The 16893-nt window shown below is 73.8% G+C and carries 14 protein-coding genes; 6 read left to right on the plus strand and 8 right to left on the minus strand.

Annotation, left to right across the window (positions count from 1 at the left end):
- Window positions 1-244: 244 nt before the first annotated feature.
- A complete protein-coding gene (gene lgt, locus ACFCZN_RS18235; RefSeq protein ID WP_430557675.1) occupies window positions 245-1267 on the minus strand; it encodes a prolipoprotein diacylglyceryl transferase in 1023 nt (340 codons plus the stop codon).
- A 47-nt stretch (window positions 1268-1314) separates the two neighbouring features.
- A complete protein-coding gene (locus ACFCZN_RS18240; RefSeq protein ID WP_429763226.1) occupies window positions 1315-2829 on the minus strand; it encodes a SulP family inorganic anion transporter in 1515 nt (504 codons plus the stop codon).
- A gap of 237 nt (window positions 2830-3066) precedes the next feature.
- Here ACFCZN_RS18240 and ACFCZN_RS18245 point away from each other — a divergent pair, with 237 nt between their 5' ends.
- The gene (locus ACFCZN_RS18245; RefSeq protein WP_430557676.1) at window positions 3067-3459 is read left to right on the plus strand and encodes a MerR family transcriptional regulator; all 393 of its coding nucleotides are present in this window, start codon (window positions 3067-3069) and stop codon (window positions 3457-3459) included.
- Window positions 3460-3480: 21 nt separating this feature from the next.
- Here ACFCZN_RS18245 and ACFCZN_RS18250 read toward each other — a convergent pair whose 3' ends face one another.
- Complete coding sequence (locus tag ACFCZN_RS18250) at window positions 3481-4692, minus strand: ROK family transcriptional regulator (protein WP_430557677.1); 1212 nt, start codon at window positions 4690-4692, stop codon at window positions 3481-3483.
- Window positions 4693-4886: 194 nt separating this feature from the next.
- Between ACFCZN_RS18250 and ACFCZN_RS18255 the strand changes: the two genes are divergently transcribed.
- The 5 genes from ACFCZN_RS18255 (at window position 4887) to ACFCZN_RS18275 (ending at window position 11116) form a co-directional block, all read left to right on the plus strand.
- Complete coding sequence (locus tag ACFCZN_RS18255; protein WP_430557678.1) at window positions 4887-6155, plus strand: ABC transporter substrate-binding protein; 1269 nt, start codon at window positions 4887-4889, stop codon at window positions 6153-6155.
- A gap of 30 nt (window positions 6156-6185) precedes the next feature.
- A complete protein-coding gene (locus tag ACFCZN_RS18260; RefSeq protein WP_430557679.1) occupies window positions 6186-7106 on the plus strand; it encodes a carbohydrate ABC transporter permease in 921 nt (306 codons plus the stop codon).
- Window positions 7106-7996, plus strand: coding sequence for a carbohydrate ABC transporter permease (locus ACFCZN_RS18265; protein ID WP_429763187.1), 891 nt, complete (start codon window positions 7106-7108; stop codon window positions 7994-7996). The genes ACFCZN_RS18260 and ACFCZN_RS18265 overlap by 1 nt, the downstream gene beginning before the upstream one ends.
- A gap of 49 nt (window positions 7997-8045) precedes the next feature.
- On the plus strand, window positions 8046-9722 hold the full coding sequence (locus ACFCZN_RS18270) for an alpha-amylase family glycosyl hydrolase (RefSeq protein WP_430557680.1): 1677 nt from the start codon (window positions 8046-8048) through the stop codon (window positions 9720-9722).
- Between the two features lie 143 nt (window positions 9723-9865).
- Entirely contained in the window at window positions 9866-11116 is a 1251-nt protein-coding gene (locus ACFCZN_RS18275) for a sugar MFS transporter (protein ID WP_430557681.1), read from the plus strand.
- On the opposite strand, the gene ACFCZN_RS18280 is transcribed toward ACFCZN_RS18275, so the two are convergent.
- The 5 genes from ACFCZN_RS18280 to ACFCZN_RS18300 form a co-directional block, all read right to left on the minus strand.
- Complete coding sequence (locus ACFCZN_RS18280) at window positions 11062-12435, minus strand: MFS transporter (RefSeq protein ID WP_430557682.1); 1374 nt, start codon at window positions 12433-12435, stop codon at window positions 11062-11064. The two genes, ACFCZN_RS18275 and ACFCZN_RS18280, sit on opposite strands and share 55 nt — an antisense overlap.
- Window positions 12432-13406: a ChbG/HpnK family deacetylase gene (locus ACFCZN_RS18285; RefSeq protein WP_430557683.1), complete on the minus strand. Its 975-nt coding sequence runs from the start codon at window positions 13404-13406 to the stop codon at window positions 12432-12434. The genes ACFCZN_RS18280 and ACFCZN_RS18285 overlap by 4 nt, the downstream gene beginning before the upstream one ends.
- Window positions 13403-14572 carry an ROK family protein gene (locus ACFCZN_RS18290; RefSeq protein ID WP_430557684.1) on the minus strand — a complete coding sequence of 390 codons (1170 nt, stop codon included), beginning with the start codon at window positions 14570-14572 and terminating at the stop codon, window positions 13403-13405. The genes ACFCZN_RS18285 and ACFCZN_RS18290 overlap by 4 nt, the downstream gene beginning before the upstream one ends.
- Window positions 14573-14712: 140 nt before the next feature.
- Window positions 14713-15510: a glycosyltransferase family 2 protein gene (locus ACFCZN_RS18295; RefSeq protein WP_430557695.1), complete on the minus strand. Its 798-nt coding sequence runs from the start codon at window positions 15508-15510 to the stop codon at window positions 14713-14715.
- A 368-nt stretch (window positions 15511-15878) separates the two neighbouring features.
- Window positions 15879-16712, minus strand: coding sequence for a DUF5926 family protein (locus tag ACFCZN_RS18300; protein ID WP_430557685.1), 834 nt, complete (start codon window positions 16710-16712; stop codon window positions 15879-15881).
- Window positions 16713-16893 lie beyond the last annotated feature (181 nt).

Genomic DNA, 16893 nt, shown 5'->3' on the forward strand with positions numbered 1-16893 from the left:
TCGTCGGCCTCGTCGCCGTGCTGTGGGGCGGGCCGCGCCTGCGGGCACGGTGGCTGCAGCGCACCGAGGACCGCTGGCCGCTGCTGCGGCCCGTGCTGATCAGCCTGATCATCGCCGGCGTCGGCGGCGCCGTCGTCAACGACTACGGCATCCGCATGGTGTCGATCATGCTCATGGCCGCCGTGCCGCTCGTCGGGTCGATCGTGCTGCGGTCGTGGATGACCGGCGAGCCCGACGGGCCGGCTCAGCCGGCGTCGCCCGAGCGGGTGCCGGCCTCGTCCGAGGAACCCGAGGCGTCCGCGGGACCCGCGTCGTCCGGGGAGTCCGCGGTGTTCGCCGCCTCCGACGGGGCGGAACGACCCGGCAGGTAGACGGACGTCTCGGGCTCCGGGTGCTGGCGGCCCCGGACGACGAACAGCGCGACGCCCAGCGCGACGGCGACGAACGACGTCCAGATGTTCGCCGGGATGTCGAGCCACGCGTTGCTCGTGGGGTCGATGCGGAGCGCCTCGAGCCAGCTGCGCCCGAGCCCGTACCAGACCAGGTACAGGGCGAACAGCCGGCCCCAGCGCAGCCCGTAGCCGGGCTCGCCGACGGCGTCGGCGCGGACCTCGGCCCGCTGCCGGACCGCCCGCTCGACGAGGAGCAGGACGGCGACGCCCAGCAGGTTCCAGAGCATCTCGTACAGGAACAGCGGGTGGAACAGGGTGTCGTCCGGGAAGCCCGCCACCGGGTGGTCGATCTCCAGGCCCCAGGGCAGCGTGGTCGGCGCCCCGAACAGCTCCTGGTTCATGTAGTTGCCGAGCCGGCCCACCGCCTGGGCCGCGAGCATGCCGGGCGCGAGCGCGTCCGCGAACGACCAGAACCGCAGGCCCGCACGACGGCACCCGATCCACACGCCGAGCGCCCCGCCGATCAGCGCACCGTAGATGGCGATGCCGCCGTCCCAGATGCGCACCCACTCCCAGTAGCCCCACGTCCCGGTGCCGTCCGAGTAGTCGCCCAGGTGGGTGAGCACGTGGTAGATCCGCGCGACGACGATGCCCAGCGGCACGGCCCACATCACGATGTCGAGCGTCACCTCGGGGCCCGCGCCGCGCGCGACGAGGCGCCGGTGCGTGATCCACGTGGCCAGCACGATCCCGGCGAGCAGGCACAGCGCGTACACGTGGACCGAGAACGGGCCGAGCTCGAGCACCGCCCACGCGGGGTCGGGGCTGGGGATCGAGGTGGCGAGTCCTCCGACAGCGGGCATGGCAGCGGGCATGGCCCGAACCTACCGCGCGCCCGGCCGCCTCCGGGCCCGCACCGAGGTCAGTGGCCGGCGCCCAGCCGGCCCGCGAGCCGGTCGAGACGCGCCGCGCTGTCGGGGTCGAGGCCGCGGAACTCCACGGTCTTCCCGTGCTGGGCGAACTTGTGCTGCACGGCGTCGAGGGCGGCGACCGTGGAGGCGTCCCACACGTGCGCCCTCGACATGTCGACGACGACCCGGTGCGGGTCGCCCGCGTAGTCGAACTGGTCGACGAGGTCGTTCGACGACGCGAAGAACAGCTCGCCGTCGACGGCGTACACCCGCTCGTCGTCCGCGTCCGACGCGTCCAGGCGGGTCACCGTGGTCAGGTGGGCGACGCGCTGGAGGAACAGGACCGCGGCGACGACCACGCCCACGCCCACGCCGTAGGCGAGGTTGTGGGTGGCCACGGTGACGGCGACGGTCGCCAGCATGACCGCCGTCTCCGACCTCGGCATCCGCCGGAGCGTCGACGGGCGGGCCGAGTGCCAGTCGAACGTGCCCACCGACACCATGATCATCACGGCGACGAGCGCGGCCATCGGGATGGTCGCGACGACGTCGCCGAGCCCGACGACGAGCGCCAGCAGGAAGGCCCCGGCGAGGAACGTCGACAGGCGGGTGCGGGCGCCCGACGCCTTCACGTTGATCATCGTCTGGCCGATCATGGCGCAGCCGCCCATGCCGCCGAAGAAGCCGGTGACGATGTTCGCGACGCCCTGTCCCCAGGACTCGCGGGTCTTGTTCGAGTGGGTGTCGGTGATGTCGTCGACCAGCTTGGCCGTCATGAGCGACTCGAGGATGCCGACCAGCGCCATCGCGAGGGCGGACGGGGCGATGATGCGCAGGGTCTCGAGGTTCAGCGGCACGTCGGGGAAGACCAGGGTCGGCAGGGACTGCGGCAGCTCGCCCTCGTCGCCGACGGTCGGGACGTCGAGCCCGCCGAGCAGCGCGGCGGCGGTGATCAGCACGATCGCGACCAGCGGCGCGGGCACGACCCTGGTCCAGCGCGGCAGCAGCACGATGATCGCGAGGCCCACGACCACCAGCGCGTAGATCCACCACCGGTTGTCGGCCGTGACCTTGTCGCCGAACAGGTGCGGCAGCTGGGACGTGAAGATGAGGATCGCGAGCGCGTTGACGAAGCCCGTCATCACCGAGCGCGGGACGAACCGCATCAGCCTGGCGACACCCAGCACGCCGAGCACGACCTGGACGATGCCGCCGAGGATCACGGTCGCGACGAGGTAGTCGAGGCCGTGGTCGCGCATGACGGGCGCGACGACCAGCGCGACCGCGCCGGTGGCCGCGGAGATCATCGCCGGCCGGCCGCCGACGAACGAGATCGTCACCGCCATCGTGAACGCCGCGAACAGGCCGATGCGCGGGTCCACGCCCGCGATGATCGAGAACGCGATCGCCTCGGGGACGAGCGCGAGGGCCACGACGAGGCCCGCGAGGACCTCGGTGCGCAGGGCCCTCCCCGAGCTGAACGCGGCCCGGAACGAGCCCGACGAGGTCGCCTCGGGGGGCGCCACCGGGAGGGGGCGGGGGGCCGGGTCGGGCAGAGAGGCGCGCAGGTCGTCCGACACGCGGAGGACTCCGTTCGTTCCGGGGGCGGCCGACGGCACGCCCTGGCGGGGCGGGAGCGTGCGTCACGGGGAGAGGTCCAGAGGGCCGCGGTCGGACTGGGCACGGGCGTCCGCGGCGGCGCCGACTCTACCCTCACGTGAGGGTAGGGTTCCACCCCGTCCGGATCCGTCAGACTGGTCCCCATGACCGACCCCTCTCCCGCCGCCACGCTGCACATCGGGGCCGTCGCGAGCCGCACCGAGCTGTCGCTGCGCACGCTGCGCCACTACGACGAGGTGGGGCTGGTGCGGCCGTCGGCCCGCAGCGAGGGCGGGTTCCGCCTGTACACCGAGGACGACGTCGAGCGCCTGCTGCTCGTGCGCCGCATGAAGCCCCTGGGCTTCACGCTCGAGGAGATGGCGGAGCTGCTGGAGATCACCGACGCGCTCGAGGCGGGGACGCTCGACGACGCGGGGGCCGGCGACGCCCGCGCCCGCCTGGACGGCTACCGCGCCGCGGCCGAGGAGCGCCGGGCAGGGCTGGCCCGCAGGCTCGCCATGGCGGACGAGTTCATCGCCCTGCTGCGCTCGCGCTGACCGGACGTCCCGGGACCCGGGTCAGGCGCCCGCGGGCAGGTCGCGGTCGAGGGCGTGGGACCGGACGCGCTCGACCGCGAGGCGCACGGCCCCCGTCCGCACGACGTCCGGACCGAGGTCGGACAGCACCACCTCGACCGCCGGGTCGTGCAGGTGGTCCGGGAGCAGCGCGCGGGCGCGCTCCACGACCGGCCCCAGCGCGGGCGCCATCGCCCCCGTGACGATCACGCGGTCGAGGTCGAGGAGACCGGAGAGGACGGCGCACACCCGGGCCAGCCGGTCGGCGAGCCCGTCGGCCACCTCCCGCGCCACGGCGTCACCGGCGTCCGCCGCCGCCAGGACGTGCTCGGCGTCCAGGCGCTGGCGCGGGACGTCCGCGAGCACGCTCCCGGCCCGTCCGGCGTCGAGCAGCCGGCCCGCCTCGTCCCGCGCCAGCGCGCCCAGGCCGTCGCTGGAGCCCACCCCCACGACCAGGTCGAGGATCCGCATCTCCCCGATCGCCCCGCGCGGCCCCCGCCGCAGGGCGCCGTCCAGCACGATCCCGGCCCCGATCCGCTCCCCCACGAGGAGCGCGGCGTAGGCCGCGGCGCCGTCGCCGTGCTCGGTCTCCGCGACCGCCGCGAGGTTCGCGTCGTTCTCGACGACGACGTCCCAGCCGCGGGACGCGAACAGGTCGCCCAGACCGGGGTTCATCAGGGCCCAGAACGGGTTCCGCGCGCCGGCCGGCACGTCGCCCGTCCCCACGGGCGCGGGCACCCCCAGCACCGCGGCGACGACGGCCCGGCCGTCGCGGCCGGATCTCGCCACGGCGGCGTCCACGGCGTCGCGGACCGTCGCCCGGCGCGCGTCCGCGTCGCTCGCCGGGTCCACCCGCACGGCCTCTTCGGCGAGCACCCGACCGTGCAGGTCCGCGACCGCCGCCGAGACACGGTGCTGCCCGGCGTCCACGCCGACGACGAGCGCGGCATCGGGCCGGAAGGCGTAGCGCAGCGCGGGGCGGCCCTTGGTGTACGCACCGGCGGCGCGGGCGTCGTCGAGGGCGACGAGCCAGCCCCGGTCCATGAGCTCCCGGCACAGCGCCAGGACGGTGGAGCGCGCCAGGCCGGTGGCGGCCATGAGGTCGCTGGCCGTCACGGGCTCCCCGTCCCAGACCTCCTGGAGCACGCGCTCGGCGTTGAGCCGGCGCACCAGGTGGGTCGAGGGAGTCGTGGCCCCCTCCGGGCCGTTCGTCATCGTTCCGCCTCGCGTCGTGGTCCCCTCCCGGCGGCGAGCCGGCGGGCGGGTTGATTCTAGGCCGCGATTTTCTCGGCCGGAGGGGTTGACCCTGGGCGCAGGCGGGTGAGATGGTGCTTCGACCGAGTTAATTTCGGCACAACATTTAGTGCGGAAATCTACCCGGTTCGAGCTCTCTCGACGAAAGGACGACGGTGTCTGAGGAACCGAGACGTGCGCTGCGCGGGATCTCCGGGGCGCTGGGGCTGGCGCTCGTCAGCAGCCTCCTCGCGGGGTGCGGCAGCGGCGACGGCGCCGAGCCCGTCCGCTTCACCTTCAGCAAGCGCGAGGCGATCCCGTACATGACCCAGGTCGTGGCCGACTACAACGCGTCGCAGGACGACGTCCGCGTGGAGCTCGACACCTCGGGGGTCGACGTCGTGTCCGCGAGCTTCGTGCGGGGCAACCCGCCCGACCTCATGCTCGCGAACTACAACATGGAGGTCGCGCGGTTCGTGGACCGCTGCACGCTGAGCGACCTGGGCGACACCGCGGCCGCGGCCCGGATCCGGCCGGACCTGCAGCCCCTCATGGACCAGTACGGCACCTGCGACGGCCGCACGAGCGCGCTGCCGTACTCGGTGATGGCCGCCTCGGTGATCTACGACAAGGCGGTCTTCGCGGAGCACGACCTCGAGGTGCCGCAGACCTGGAGCGAGCTGCTCGAGGTGGCGGACACGCTCGAGGCCGCGGGGGTGACGCCGTTCTACGGCACGTTCAAGGACGACTGGACCGTGGCGCAGGGGTGGTTCGACTACGCCGTGGGCGGCCAGGTCGACACCCTCGACTTCTTCCACCGGCTCGACGCCGAGGGCGCGGACGTCGGCCCACGCTCGGACGTCTCGTTCGAGAAGGACTTCAGCCGGCCCCTCGAGCAGATGACCCAGCTCGCGCAGTACACGAACGACGACGCCGCGAGCCGCGGGTACGGGGACGGCAACCTCGCCTTCGCCCAGGGCCAGGCCGCGATGTACCTCCAGGGCCCGTGGGCCTTCAGCGAGATCGCCAAGACCGCTCCCGACCTCGACCTCGGCACGTTCCCCCTGCCCATGACCGAGGACCCGGCCGACCTGAAGGTGCGCGTCAACGTCGACCTCGCGGCGATCGTCCCCGAGGGGTCGCGCCACCAGGAGGCCGCGCGCGACTTCCTCGAGTACCTGTACCGGCCCGAGATCATCGAGGCCTACAACGAGTCGCAGCTCGGCTACACCCCGACGACGGACGCGCCACCGCCCTCCGACCCGCGGCTCGCGGGCATGACGGAGTACTACGACGAGGGGCGGGTCTACCAGGGCGCCTCGGTGCTCGTGCCCAAGACGATCCCGGTCATGGCCTACACCCAGGGGATCGCGTTCGGCGCCGACGTCGACGCCACGATGCGCACCCTCGACACGGACTGGGCCCGCCTGGCCCGGCGCCGGTAGAGCCCGCGCGGAACGAAGGAGTCCTTGCTCATGTCCCTCCTCACCACGACGGCCGTGCCCGCTCCGGCCGCCGCGCGGCCTGCTCCGCGCGGCACCAGGCGGACCGAGCCGATCTACTACCTCTTCCTCCTGCCGAGCCTCGTGCTGTTCACCCTGGCGATCCCGGTCCCCGCGATCGTCGGCATCTTCTTCAGCTTCACGAACTCGGTCGGCATCGGGGACTGGGACTTCGTCGGCCTCACGAACTACGCCGTCGCGTTCACCGACCCCGCGATCCTGCGCAGCTACCTGTTCACCTTCGGCTTCTCGCTCGTGACCGTGGTGCTGGTGAACGTCGTGGCGTTCCTCCTGGCGGTCGGGCTGACCTCCCGCATCCGGCTGAAGGTGGGCCTGCGCGCGGTCTTCGTCATCCCGATGGTCGTCTCCGGCATCATCATCGCGTACGTCTTCAACTTCCTGTTCTCGAACTCCCTGCCCGCCGCCGGGCAGGCCGTCGGGATCCCCTTCCTGGAGACGAGCCTGCTCGCCAACCCGGACCTGGCCTGGCTCGCGATCGTCGTCGTCACGGCCTGGCAGGCCGTCCCCGGCACCCTGCTCATCTACATCGCCGGCCTGCTCGCCATCCCGGGCGACGTGTACGAGGCCGCCGAGATCGACGGCGCGACCAGGTCGCAGCGGCTCGCGCGGATCACCCTGCCGCTCATGGCCGGGTACGTCGTCATCAACGTCATCCTCGGCTTCAAGAACTTCCTCAACGCCTACGACATCATCGTCGGCCTCACGAACGGCGGCCCCGGCACGGCCACCCGGAGCATCGCGATGACCATCATCACCGGCTTCAACGGCGGCGACTACGCCTACCAGATGGCGAACGCGACGATCTTCTTCGTCGTCACGGTGCTGATCGCCTTCCTCCAGCTCTCGGTCACCCGCGGAAGGAACTCCCTCTGATGGCCACGCTCACCGCACCGACCGCGCGCAGGCCGCGCACCGCCGCCGCGCGCCCGCTGCGACCGTCCCGGGAACGGTGGAGCAGGTCCGGCACCCTGCTCCTCCTGCTGTGCTCGGTGACCGTGCTGCTGCCCCTCTACGTCACCGTCTCGATGGCGTTCAAGACCACGGGCCAGGCGGTGGACGGCAACGCGTTCTCGCTGCCGGCGCCGTTCGACGTGCAGGGCTTCGTCCAGGCCTGGCAGCTCACCGAGTTCCCCGTCGGCCTGGCGGTGTCGGTCCTCGTGACGGCGGGCACGGTCGCGGCGACGATCCTGCTGGCCGCGGTCGCGTCGTTCGCCATCATGCGCAACTGGGAGCGTCGCCTGTTCCGCTGGTCGTTCTTCTACCTGCTCGGCGCGATGTTCATCCCGTTCCCGGTCGTCGCCCTGCCGCAGATCCAGCTCACCGGACGCCTCGGCCTCGACAACCCGGTCGGCGTGATCGTGCTCGCCACGATGTTCCAGCTGAGCTTCAGCGTGCTGCTGTTCACGGCGTTCCTCCGCTCGATCCCGCTGGAGCTCGAGGAGAGCGCCCGGATCGACGGCGCGACCACGTGGCAGACCTTCTGGCGGCTGATCTTCCCCCTCCTGGCCCCCATGAGCGCCACGGTCGGCATCTTCGCGTTCCTCTACGCCTGGAACGACTTCATGATGCCGTCGCTGATCATCTCCGACCCCGACCTCCAGACGCTGCCCGTGCGCCAGCAGCTGTTCCAGACCCAGTTCAGCAACAACTACAACGTCTCGTTCGCCTCCTACCTCATGGCGATGGCTCCGGCGATCGTCGCGTACCTGTTCACGCAGCGCTGGGTGATGGAAGGCGTCACCCAGGGGGCTGTGAAGGGCTGACCGCCCGACTCCCCGCCAGACCGCACCACCGAAGAAGGGCATGCACCCCATGAGCGACCTGCTCGACGTCCCCGCCCCCACCACCGAGGGCTCCGACGCCACCTGGTGGCGCCAGGCCGCCGTCTACCAGATCTACCCCCGCAGCTTCGCGGACTCCGACGGCGACGGCATCGGCAACCTCCGCGGCGTCACCTCCCGCGTGGACTACCTGGCCGCCCTCGGGATCGACGCCGTGTGGCTCAGCCCGTTCTACCCCTCCGCGCTGGCCGACGGCGGCTACGACGTCGCCGACTACCGCGACGTCGACCCGAAGATCGGCACGCTCGCCGACTTCGACGAGATGGTCGCCGCGCTGCACGGCGCGGGGATCCGCGTCGTCGTCGACATCGTCCCCAACCACACCTCGAACCTGCACGAGTGGTTCGCCGAGGCCCTCGCCGCGCCGAAGGGGTCGCCCGCCCGCGACCGCTACATCTTCCGCGACGGCCTCGGCGAGCACGGCGAGCTGCCGCCCGCGGACTGGACCTCCACCTTCGGCGGCCCCGCCTGGGAGCCGGTGGGCGACGGGCAGTGGTACTTCCACCACTTCGCCGTCGAGCAGCCGGACCTCAACTGGGACAACCCGGAGGTGCGCGAGGACTTCCTGCGCACGCTGCACTTCTGGTCCGACCGCGGCGTCGACGGGTTCCGCATCGACGTGGCGCACATGCTCACCAAGGACCTGCCCGCCGACGGCGAGCCGCTCCCGTCCCAGGACGAGCTCGAGGCGCTGCCGCGCGACGGCCAGCACCCCCTGTTCGACCGCGACGACGTCCACGACGTGTACGCCGCGTGGCGCGAGGTCTTCGACTCCTACGACCCGCCCCGGACCGCCGTCGCGGAGGCGTGGGTGGGCTCCGCCGAGCGCCGCGCGCGGTACGCCAGCAGGGACGGTCTGGGGCAGGCGTTCAACTTCGACCTGCTCGAGGCCGACTTCGACGCCGCGCAGTTCCGCCGCATCATCACGGCCAACCTGGAGCTGGCAGCGGCGTCGGGCTCGTCGACCACCTGGGTCTTCTCCAACCACGACGTGGTGCGGCACGCCACCCGCTACGGCCTCGCCCCCCGCGGCGACGACCGACGCAAGGGCGGCACGGACTGGCTGCTCGCCGGCGGCCCGGAGGACCAGCTCGACCGCGCGGCCGGGCTGGCCAGGGCGCGCGCCGCCACGCTGCTCGAGCTCGCGCTGCCCGGCTCGTCGTACCTCTACCAGGGCGAGGAGCTCGGCCTGCACGAGGTCGCGGACATCCCCGACGGCGAGCGCCAGGACCCGACGTTCTTCCGCCACCGGGGGGTCGAGGTCGGCCGCGACGGCTGCCGCGTGCCGCTGCCCTGGACCGCCGACGGGCCGTCGCTCGGCTTCGGCGACGGGCCCGCGCACCTGCCGCAGCCGGCATGGTTCGCCGAGCACGCCGCCGACGCCCAGGACGGCGTCGAGGGCTCGACGCTGGAGCTCTACCGCGACGCGCTGCGTCTCCGGCGACAGCTGCAGACCGCCGAGGAGCTCGAGTGGCTCGAGACGGGCTCGCCGGACGTCCTCGCGTTCCGCCGCCCCAACGGGTGGACCAGCGTCACCAACTTCGGCGCGGCCGCCGTGCCGCTGCCCGAGGGCGAGGTGCTGCTGGGCAGCGCGCCCCTCGCCGGCGGCGCGCTGCCCGGCGGCACGACCGCCTGGCTCCGGTCCTGACGCCTGTCCGACCCGTCCCGCAGGTCGAGCCTGCCGTCACCCGCCGAGGTGGGGCAGGCTCGACCCGGACGCGGGCGACGACTGCGACGATGGACCTCGCCGTGTCTCCCGCCAGCCACCCGTGAAAGGCGACCCGCCCCACCGTGTACTCGCTCCTCCTCGCCCTCATCTACGTCGCCTTCGTCAGCCTCGGGCTCCCGGACTCCCTCGTCGGTGCGGGCTGGCCCGTGATGCACCAGGACCTCGGCGTCCCCGTCGCCTTCGCCGGGATCATCACGATGATCATCGCGGGCGGCACGATCCTCTCCAGCCTCGCGTCCGAGCGGGTGACCCGGAGGTTCGGCGCCGGCGCCGTCACCGCCGTGAGCGTCGGGCTGACCGCCGCCGCGCTCGTGGGCTTCTCCGTCTCGGGCTCGTTCTGGCTGCTCTGCCTCTGGGCCGTCCCCTACGGTCTGGGGGCGGGCGCGGTCGACGCGGCGCTCAACAACTTCGTCGCCCTGCACTTCGCGGCGCGGCACATGAACTGGCTGCACAGCTTCTGGGGCCTGGGCGCCTCGATCAGCCCGTTCATCATGAGCTACGCGATCACCTCGGGCCTGGGCTGGTCCAGCGCCTACCGCATCGTCGGCGTCACGCAGGCGGTGCTCACGGCCGTGCTGATCCTCAGCATCCCGCTCTGGAGAAAGGTCGGGCCGGCCCCCGGCGCCGAGCACGCCGGCGACGGCGAGCCGGCGACCGGCGGCTCGCACGTCCCGCTCGCACAGGCACTGCGGATCCCCGGCGTCCTGCTGGTCCTGGCCGCGTTCTTCGCCTACTGCGCGCTCGAGAGCACCGCGATCCTGTGGGCGTCGACGTACCTGGTCACCGACCGCGGGGTCGACGACGCCACCGCGGCCGCGTTCGCCTCCCTCTTCCTCCTCGGCATCACCGCCGGGCGGTTCCTCGCCGGATTCTTCGCCGACAGGGTCGGCGACAAGCTGCTGATCCGCGGCGGCTTCGCGGTGGTCGGCCTCGGTGTCCTGCTGGTCGCCCTGCCCGTCGGCACGCCCGTGCCCGCCCTGGCGGGCCTCGTGGTCGCGGGACTGGGGTGCGCGCCGATCTACCCCGCGATCATCCACTCCACGCCGGTCAACTTCGGCGCGCGCAGCTCGCAGGCGATCATCGGGATCCAGATGGCCGCGGCGTACACCGGCTCGACCCTCGCGCCGCCCGCCTTCGGCGTGCTCTCGACGTGGGCCGGGGCCTGGGTGTTCCCCCTGTTCCTCGCGGTGCTCGTGGCGCTGGGCCTGGTCATGTCCGAGCGCCTGAACAGGCTCGTCGCACGGCGCGGCGGCCCGGCTCAGGGCGTGGCGGCGGGGGCGGGCGCGGCCGGCGCCGCGGAGCGCAGGGGATAGAGCCAGAAGCAGACGAAGGCCAGGGCGGCGAGCGCCACCGGCACCCCGCCGACGAGCAGACGGATGCCGGTGGCCACCTGCGGCACCTGCGTCGCTGCGCCCTCGACGTACCCGCTCGCGGCCAGCACGCCGGCCACGACCACCGCCTGCACCACGACGGACCCGCGCACCACGAAGCCGTTCGCGCCGAAGTACATGCCCTCGCGGCGCAGGCCGGTGCGGCGCTCGTCGTCGTCGATCACCTGGCCGAGGGCCACCTCCAGCACCTGCATGAGTCCGGCGACGCCGAGGCCGACGGCGAGCCCGGCCACCGCGGCGCCGAGCACGGTCGTCGGCAGCAGGTAGAGGCACGTCGCCAGGCCGTACACGGCGACGACGGCGAGCATCGTGGTGCGCGGCCCCAGCCGGCGCACCACCCACGACCAGCCCCAGATCGCGGGGATGGCGGCCACGAAGATCGGCGCCAGCAGCAGCGTCGCGTCCGCCTCCGTGCCGCCCACGGTGTACTTCACGTAGAACGGGATCCCGGCCAGCAGCACCGCCGTGGTGCTCTGCAGCAACAGCGACCCGAGCACGTACGTGACGAACGCGCGGTTGGCGAACGTGTACCGCAGCTGGTCGCGCAGCCCGACGGCGGACGCGCGGGCCCGCACGGCGTCGTCGGCGTCGCGCTCCACCATCCCCAGCAGCGACCAGGCGAAGAAGGCGGCGCACACGACGGCGAGCGCGACACCCATCCCGGCCCAGCCGATCGCGTCGTACAGCAGCGGCGCCCCCGCCGTGCCGAGGATCATGCCGACCAGGGCGAAGAGCTGCCGGGGCGCGTTGCCGCGCGCCCGTTCCGCCGTCGTCCGGAAGATCTCCGGGAACAGCGCGGACACGTTGAGCACGACCGCCACGTAGGCGACGTCGAACACCGCGACGACGAGCAGGAACCACACCACCAGCCCCGCCGCGGGCAGGGACGGCGGCGCCCACACGAGCGCGAACGACACGACGAGCGGCACGATCCCCAGCACGATCCACGGGACGCGGCGGCCCCAGCGCGTGCGGCGCCGGTCGGACGCCGCCCCGACCACCGGGTTGAGGACGGCGTTGAGGACGCCGTGCGCCACCATCGCGCCCGCGACCCAGCCGGCGGGCACGCCCAGGTGGTCCACGTAGAAGAAGACGACGAACGCGGAGAACGTCTGCAGCATGAGGTTCGCCGGGAACGCGGACGCGCCGTAGGCGACGGCCTGCGCCCGGGTCGGGTCCCCCTCGAGACGCCGGTCGCGCAGCCGGGCGAGGACGCCCGCGCGGGTCCCGGTGTCGCTCACCGCTCGGCCCGCTGCACCGTCTCGCCCCGCTGCACCGCGCGCAGGTCGCGCCAGCCGACGCGGACCAGGCCCTCGTCCTCGATCATGGCGGCCACGTCCGGGTCGCGGAGCAGCCGCTCCTCGTAGCCGCGCTTGGGCGCCGCGTAGTCGACGGCGTCGCGCAGCTCGTCGTCGTGCAGCATCGGGTGCAGGAAGATCTCCGTGACCCCCGGCTGCACGCCGCGCAGCAGGTCGAGGAAGCCGGCCTTCACCGCCTCGTACCCCTCCGCGTCGGGGGTGCCCTCGCCCGCCAGCTCGAACGGGTGCGTCCACAGCCGGTCGAGGATGACGACGCCGGCCGCGTCGGCGGCGGCGGTCGCGGCGTCGAGGATCGCCTGCGACCCCGGCGCGTCGGGGTCGGCGCCCATCGCCGCGAGCCCGTCCAGCGAGCGCGGCAGCCGGAACGGCAGGCCGCGCGTCGCCGCGAGCTCCAGCACCTGCGACAGGAACGTGCGGCCGGTGGCGAGCCCGTAGACCGAGCCCATGTGGTTGTCCAGGTGGCTGACGTCGACGCCCGCGGCGAGCGCGGCGTCGAGCTGGGCCGCGAGCTCGGCGGCGACGTCCTCGTCCCGCGCGTGACGCTCGACGACGTCCACCGCGGTGGGGAAGTACCCGGCGTCGTCCACCAGCGACGTGCCCACGCCGGTGAGCGGCCGCCACCGGTAGCGGGTCCACTCGCTCGTGAGGACCAGGTGCACGCCCACGTCCAGCCCTGGGTCCGCGGCCGCCGCCGCGAGGGCGTCCGGCGCCCACGGGCACGGCACCATCACCGTCGAGGAGTCCAGGAGCCCCTCGCCGAGCAGCGGCAGGATCGCGCGGTTGGCGGCCCGGCACATGCCCAGGTCGTCCGCGTTGAGGATGATCGCACGGGCGTCGGGGGCGAGCCCGAGGCGGGCGGTCAGGTCGGACGGCGGCGCGCCGGCCGCGCTCACCGGGTGGCCCCGTCGACGACTGCCGCCGCGTCGTCGGCCACGTCGTCGGCGATCCGCGCGCGCAGCGCCTCGCCGGCGGCCCACGCGGCGCCCAGCACGGCGCCGTCCGCGCCGAGCGGCGACGCGTCGATGTGGACGGGCAGGACGCCGATGCGGTCGCGGAGGTAGCTGGCGACCCGGTCGTGGATCGCGGGCCGCGCCGCCTCGTCGGCCAGGACGAAGGCCTCCGGGTCGAGCACGATCGCCAGCGACGCGACGATGACGGCGACCCGGCGCGCCAGCTCCGCGACGACCTCGTCCGCGACCCCGTCGCCCTGCTCCGCGCGGTCGAGGAGCTCACGGACGGTGACGTCCTCCGGCAGGTCGTGGTCCTTCGCCAGCGCCGCGATCGCGGCGTCGCCCAGCACCTGCTCCCCCAGGGCGTGCCCTGGCTGCGGCAGGAACGCCACCTCGCCCGCGATGCCTGCGGCACCCCGGTGCACCCGGCCGTCGAGCACGATGCCGGCCCCGAACCCCGCGCCGAACGAGACCGTCACGAAGGACGTGCGTCCGCGCCCGGCTCCCCGGTGCTGCTCCGCCACCGCGGCCAGGTTCACGTCGTTGTCCAGCGCCACGGGGCAGGCCAGGGCGTCCACCAGGGCGTCGTGCAGGGCCGTCCCGCCCTTCTCGTACCCGGGCACGTGCAGCACCGTGGTCCGGTCGGCCCCGACGACGGCGGGGAACGCCACGACCGCGCGGCTCACCTCGACCCGGCGGCCCGGCGCGAGCCGCGCCTCGACGTCCTCCCGGCAGGAGTTCGCCAGCACCGCCGCGGCCCGCGCCCGCGCCACGGGGGTGCGCTGCACGTCCCGCCGCTCCGCACGCGCCCGGACGGCGCCGGTCGCGTCCACCAGGGCGACCCGCACCCGGTCCCGGGCGACGTCCACGCCGAGCCCGAACGCGGTGTCCGGGTCCACTCGGAACGCGCCCGCGGCGCCGTCGTCCGCGGCCGCGCCGCTCGCCCGGAGCGCCGCGAGAGCGTCCGCGGCGGTCGCGCGGGGCAGGCCGGTCGCCTCGGCGACCGAGGCGTCGTCGGCCGGACCGGCGGCCACCAGCGCGTCGAGCACCTCCAGGACGTCGGACCCGCGCAGCGGGCCGGGAGCTCCGGTGTCAGTGGTGGTGGGCATCAGGCCTCCGTCGGGGCGGGACGGGACGCGTTCGTCCCGGCGCTGCGAGCCTAGCCACGCCCCGGCGAGGTTGTCGACGCGAGGTGTCGGCGCTGATCAGGGGCCAGATCGGCCCCGGCGGCCCGGTCAGGTCGCCCGGGTCAGGACTGCGCGCTCTCGTGCGAACGCCCGATGCCGCGCACCGCGTCCACCGCCCCGCGCACGCGGCGCGCGTTGACCGCGAGCACGACGTCCCGGTACTGCCCGGCCCGGTGCAGCTGGCCCTTGAGGTCGTTCGACGAAGCGCGGTGCCTGAGGTCGCACGGCACCTCGACGGCGACGTAGCCCTGGCGGAGCAGGTCGATCGTCATGCCCGTCTCCACGCCCCAGCCGTGCGCCAGCGGCGTCGCCGCCTCGAACGCCTCGCGGGTGAGGCAGCGCATCCCGGACAGCGGCTGGCTCGGGCTCCACCCGGTGAGGTGCTGGATGGCGCGGCGCGCCGTGCCGACGACGATGCCGCGACCGCCGGCCCCGGTCTGCTTCGGCAGCAGCGCGATGGCGAGGTCGGCCACGCCCTCGCGCACCGGGGCGACGAGGGGCGCCGTGTTGACGGCGGTGTCGCCGAGGTCCCCGTCGACGAACAGCAGGAGCCGCGGGGCCCGGCCGTCGGCGTCGCGCATCGCGACGACCGCCGCGCCGGTCTCCATCGCGGAGGCCTTGCCGCGGTTGTGCGAGTGGCGCACGACGACGGCGCCCGCGTCGCGCGCGACGTGCTGCGTGTCGTCGGTCGAGCCGTCGTCGACCACCAGCACGAGGTCGACGTGCGGGATCGCGCGCGCCGAGCGCACGGTCGCCGCGATGCGCGCCGCCTCGTCCTTCGCGGGGATGATCACCGCGACGCGCTGCGGGTTGCGCCTCCCCTGCGCGACCGGTGGCCGCGGGGTCTTGGCGACCGGCAGCGCGCCCACGCGGGTCGTCACGACGCTGCCGTCGCCGCCGGCGACGGAGTTCCGCTCGCGGGCCTCGTCCTGGCTGGTGGACACCTCAGCGCCCGTGCGGGTCGCTCCGTGGTCCGTGTTCACGACTCCCTGCCTGTTGGGTTCTCTCGCCCGTGTCGGCCGGCGCTCCGCCGGCGTGCTGTGCGGTGTCCCCTTGGGGGAATCACCGGGAATCAGAAGAGCAAACTTTTCCTGAGAAACTGTACTCCCCCGGAACGCCCGATCTCTGGTCAAGAAACGGTGTCGAGCGGGACGGTCCGTGAAGATCGTGCGGAGCCCGCGACGTCGCGGGGTACCGCCGGCGGCCGAGGCCGCCGGGCGGCGCCGCGTCAGCGCAGCGTCACCTGTCGGGAGACGATACCGGCCCGGGCGCGTCGCTCGTTCGCGTCCAGCGGCTCGGTCACCGCGAGCGCCTCGTCGAGCCGGGCCGCGAGCTCCGCCACCGGCTCCTCCAGCTCCGCCGCCTCGGTGCCGCGCGGCAGCTCCCAGACCGGCACGACGAGCCCGCAGGCGCGGAACATCCCGAGGAACTTGCCGCCCGCGAGGCCGGACTCGCGCCGCGCGTGCAGCCGCGCGATCGCGTCGACCACGGCGTCCTCGTCCTCCGTGCGCGCCCAGCGCAGGAACTCGCGCGACATCCGGCACCAGTACGCCGCGGCGACCGACGCCAGCTTCACGGTGGGGATGGACGACTCCGCGGCCTCGTCGAGGGACTCGCGGATCTCGTCCGTCATCTGCGTGCCGGCGTCGATCCAGTAGTCGTAGCCGTCGTGCACGGTCACCTCGAACGGGACGTCGAGGTCGAGCACGTCCTGCAGGCGCGGGTCGTCGTCCGCCGGGGCCGGCAGCTCCTCGGGCAGGATGCCCGAGCCGGGCTCCGCCGCGAGCGCCGCGAGGAGCGCGGCGGCCAGGTCGCGGCTGAGGTCGTCGGAGGCGCCCAGGCCCTGCAGCGCGAGCAGGACCGTGCCGTCCTCACGGTGCAGCGCGCACCAGCCGCCGGGGAGGACGGTCGTGACGGTGACGTCGCGCCCGCCGTGGTCGGCCGTCGTGCGCGCCGTCGCCGTGGCGGACGGCACCACCTCGCGCAGCGCGACCCAGTCCGCCTCCCCGGGAAGACCCTCGAACGGACGCAGGACAGGGGCGGTCGCAGAGCTCTTGGCCATGCCCGCGATCCTATCGGCCCGGCACACCCCCCCTCCCGCCCAGGTCGTACCGGTCCCGCCGAGGTAGTACGGGGCTCGCCGAGGTAGTACGGAGGTTGCCGAGGTAGTACCTCGTGGCGTGCCGCACCACCTCGCGGGGCCCGGCACCACCTCGCGCGATCTCGTACTACCTCGACGGGTC

Origin of the sequence: Isoptericola sp. NPDC056134, from assembly GCF_042264825.1 — a bacterium.
Taxonomy (GTDB): Bacteria; Actinomycetota; Actinomycetes; order Actinomycetales; family Cellulomonadaceae; genus Isoptericola; species Isoptericola nanjingensis.

Excerpts from the sequence above, each read along its gene's own strand:
- lgt (WP_430557675.1), bottom strand. The coding sequence starts at position 1,267 with ATGCCCGCTGCCATGCCCGCTGTCGGAGGACTCGCCACCTCGATCCCC.
- ACFCZN_RS18245 (WP_430557676.1), top strand. The coding sequence starts at position 3,067 with ATGACCGACCCCTCTCCCGCCGCCACGCTGCACATCGGGGCCGTCGCG.
- ACFCZN_RS18250 (WP_430557677.1), bottom strand. The coding sequence starts at position 4,692 with ATGACGAACGGCCCGGAGGGGGCCACGACTCCCTCGACCCACCTGGTG.
- ACFCZN_RS18260 (WP_430557679.1), top strand. The coding sequence starts at position 6,186 with ATGTCCCTCCTCACCACGACGGCCGTGCCCGCTCCGGCCGCCGCGCGG.
- ACFCZN_RS18265 (WP_429763187.1), top strand. The coding sequence starts at position 7,106 with ATGGCCACGCTCACCGCACCGACCGCGCGCAGGCCGCGCACCGCCGCC.
- ACFCZN_RS18270 (WP_430557680.1), top strand. The coding sequence starts at position 8,046 with ATGAGCGACCTGCTCGACGTCCCCGCCCCCACCACCGAGGGCTCCGAC.
- ACFCZN_RS18290 (WP_430557684.1), bottom strand. The coding sequence starts at position 14,572 with ATGCCCACCACCACTGACACCGGAGCTCCCGGCCCGCTGCGCGGGTCC.
- ACFCZN_RS18300 (WP_430557685.1), bottom strand. The coding sequence starts at position 16,712 with ATGGCCAAGAGCTCTGCGACCGCCCCTGTCCTGCGTCCGTTCGAGGGT.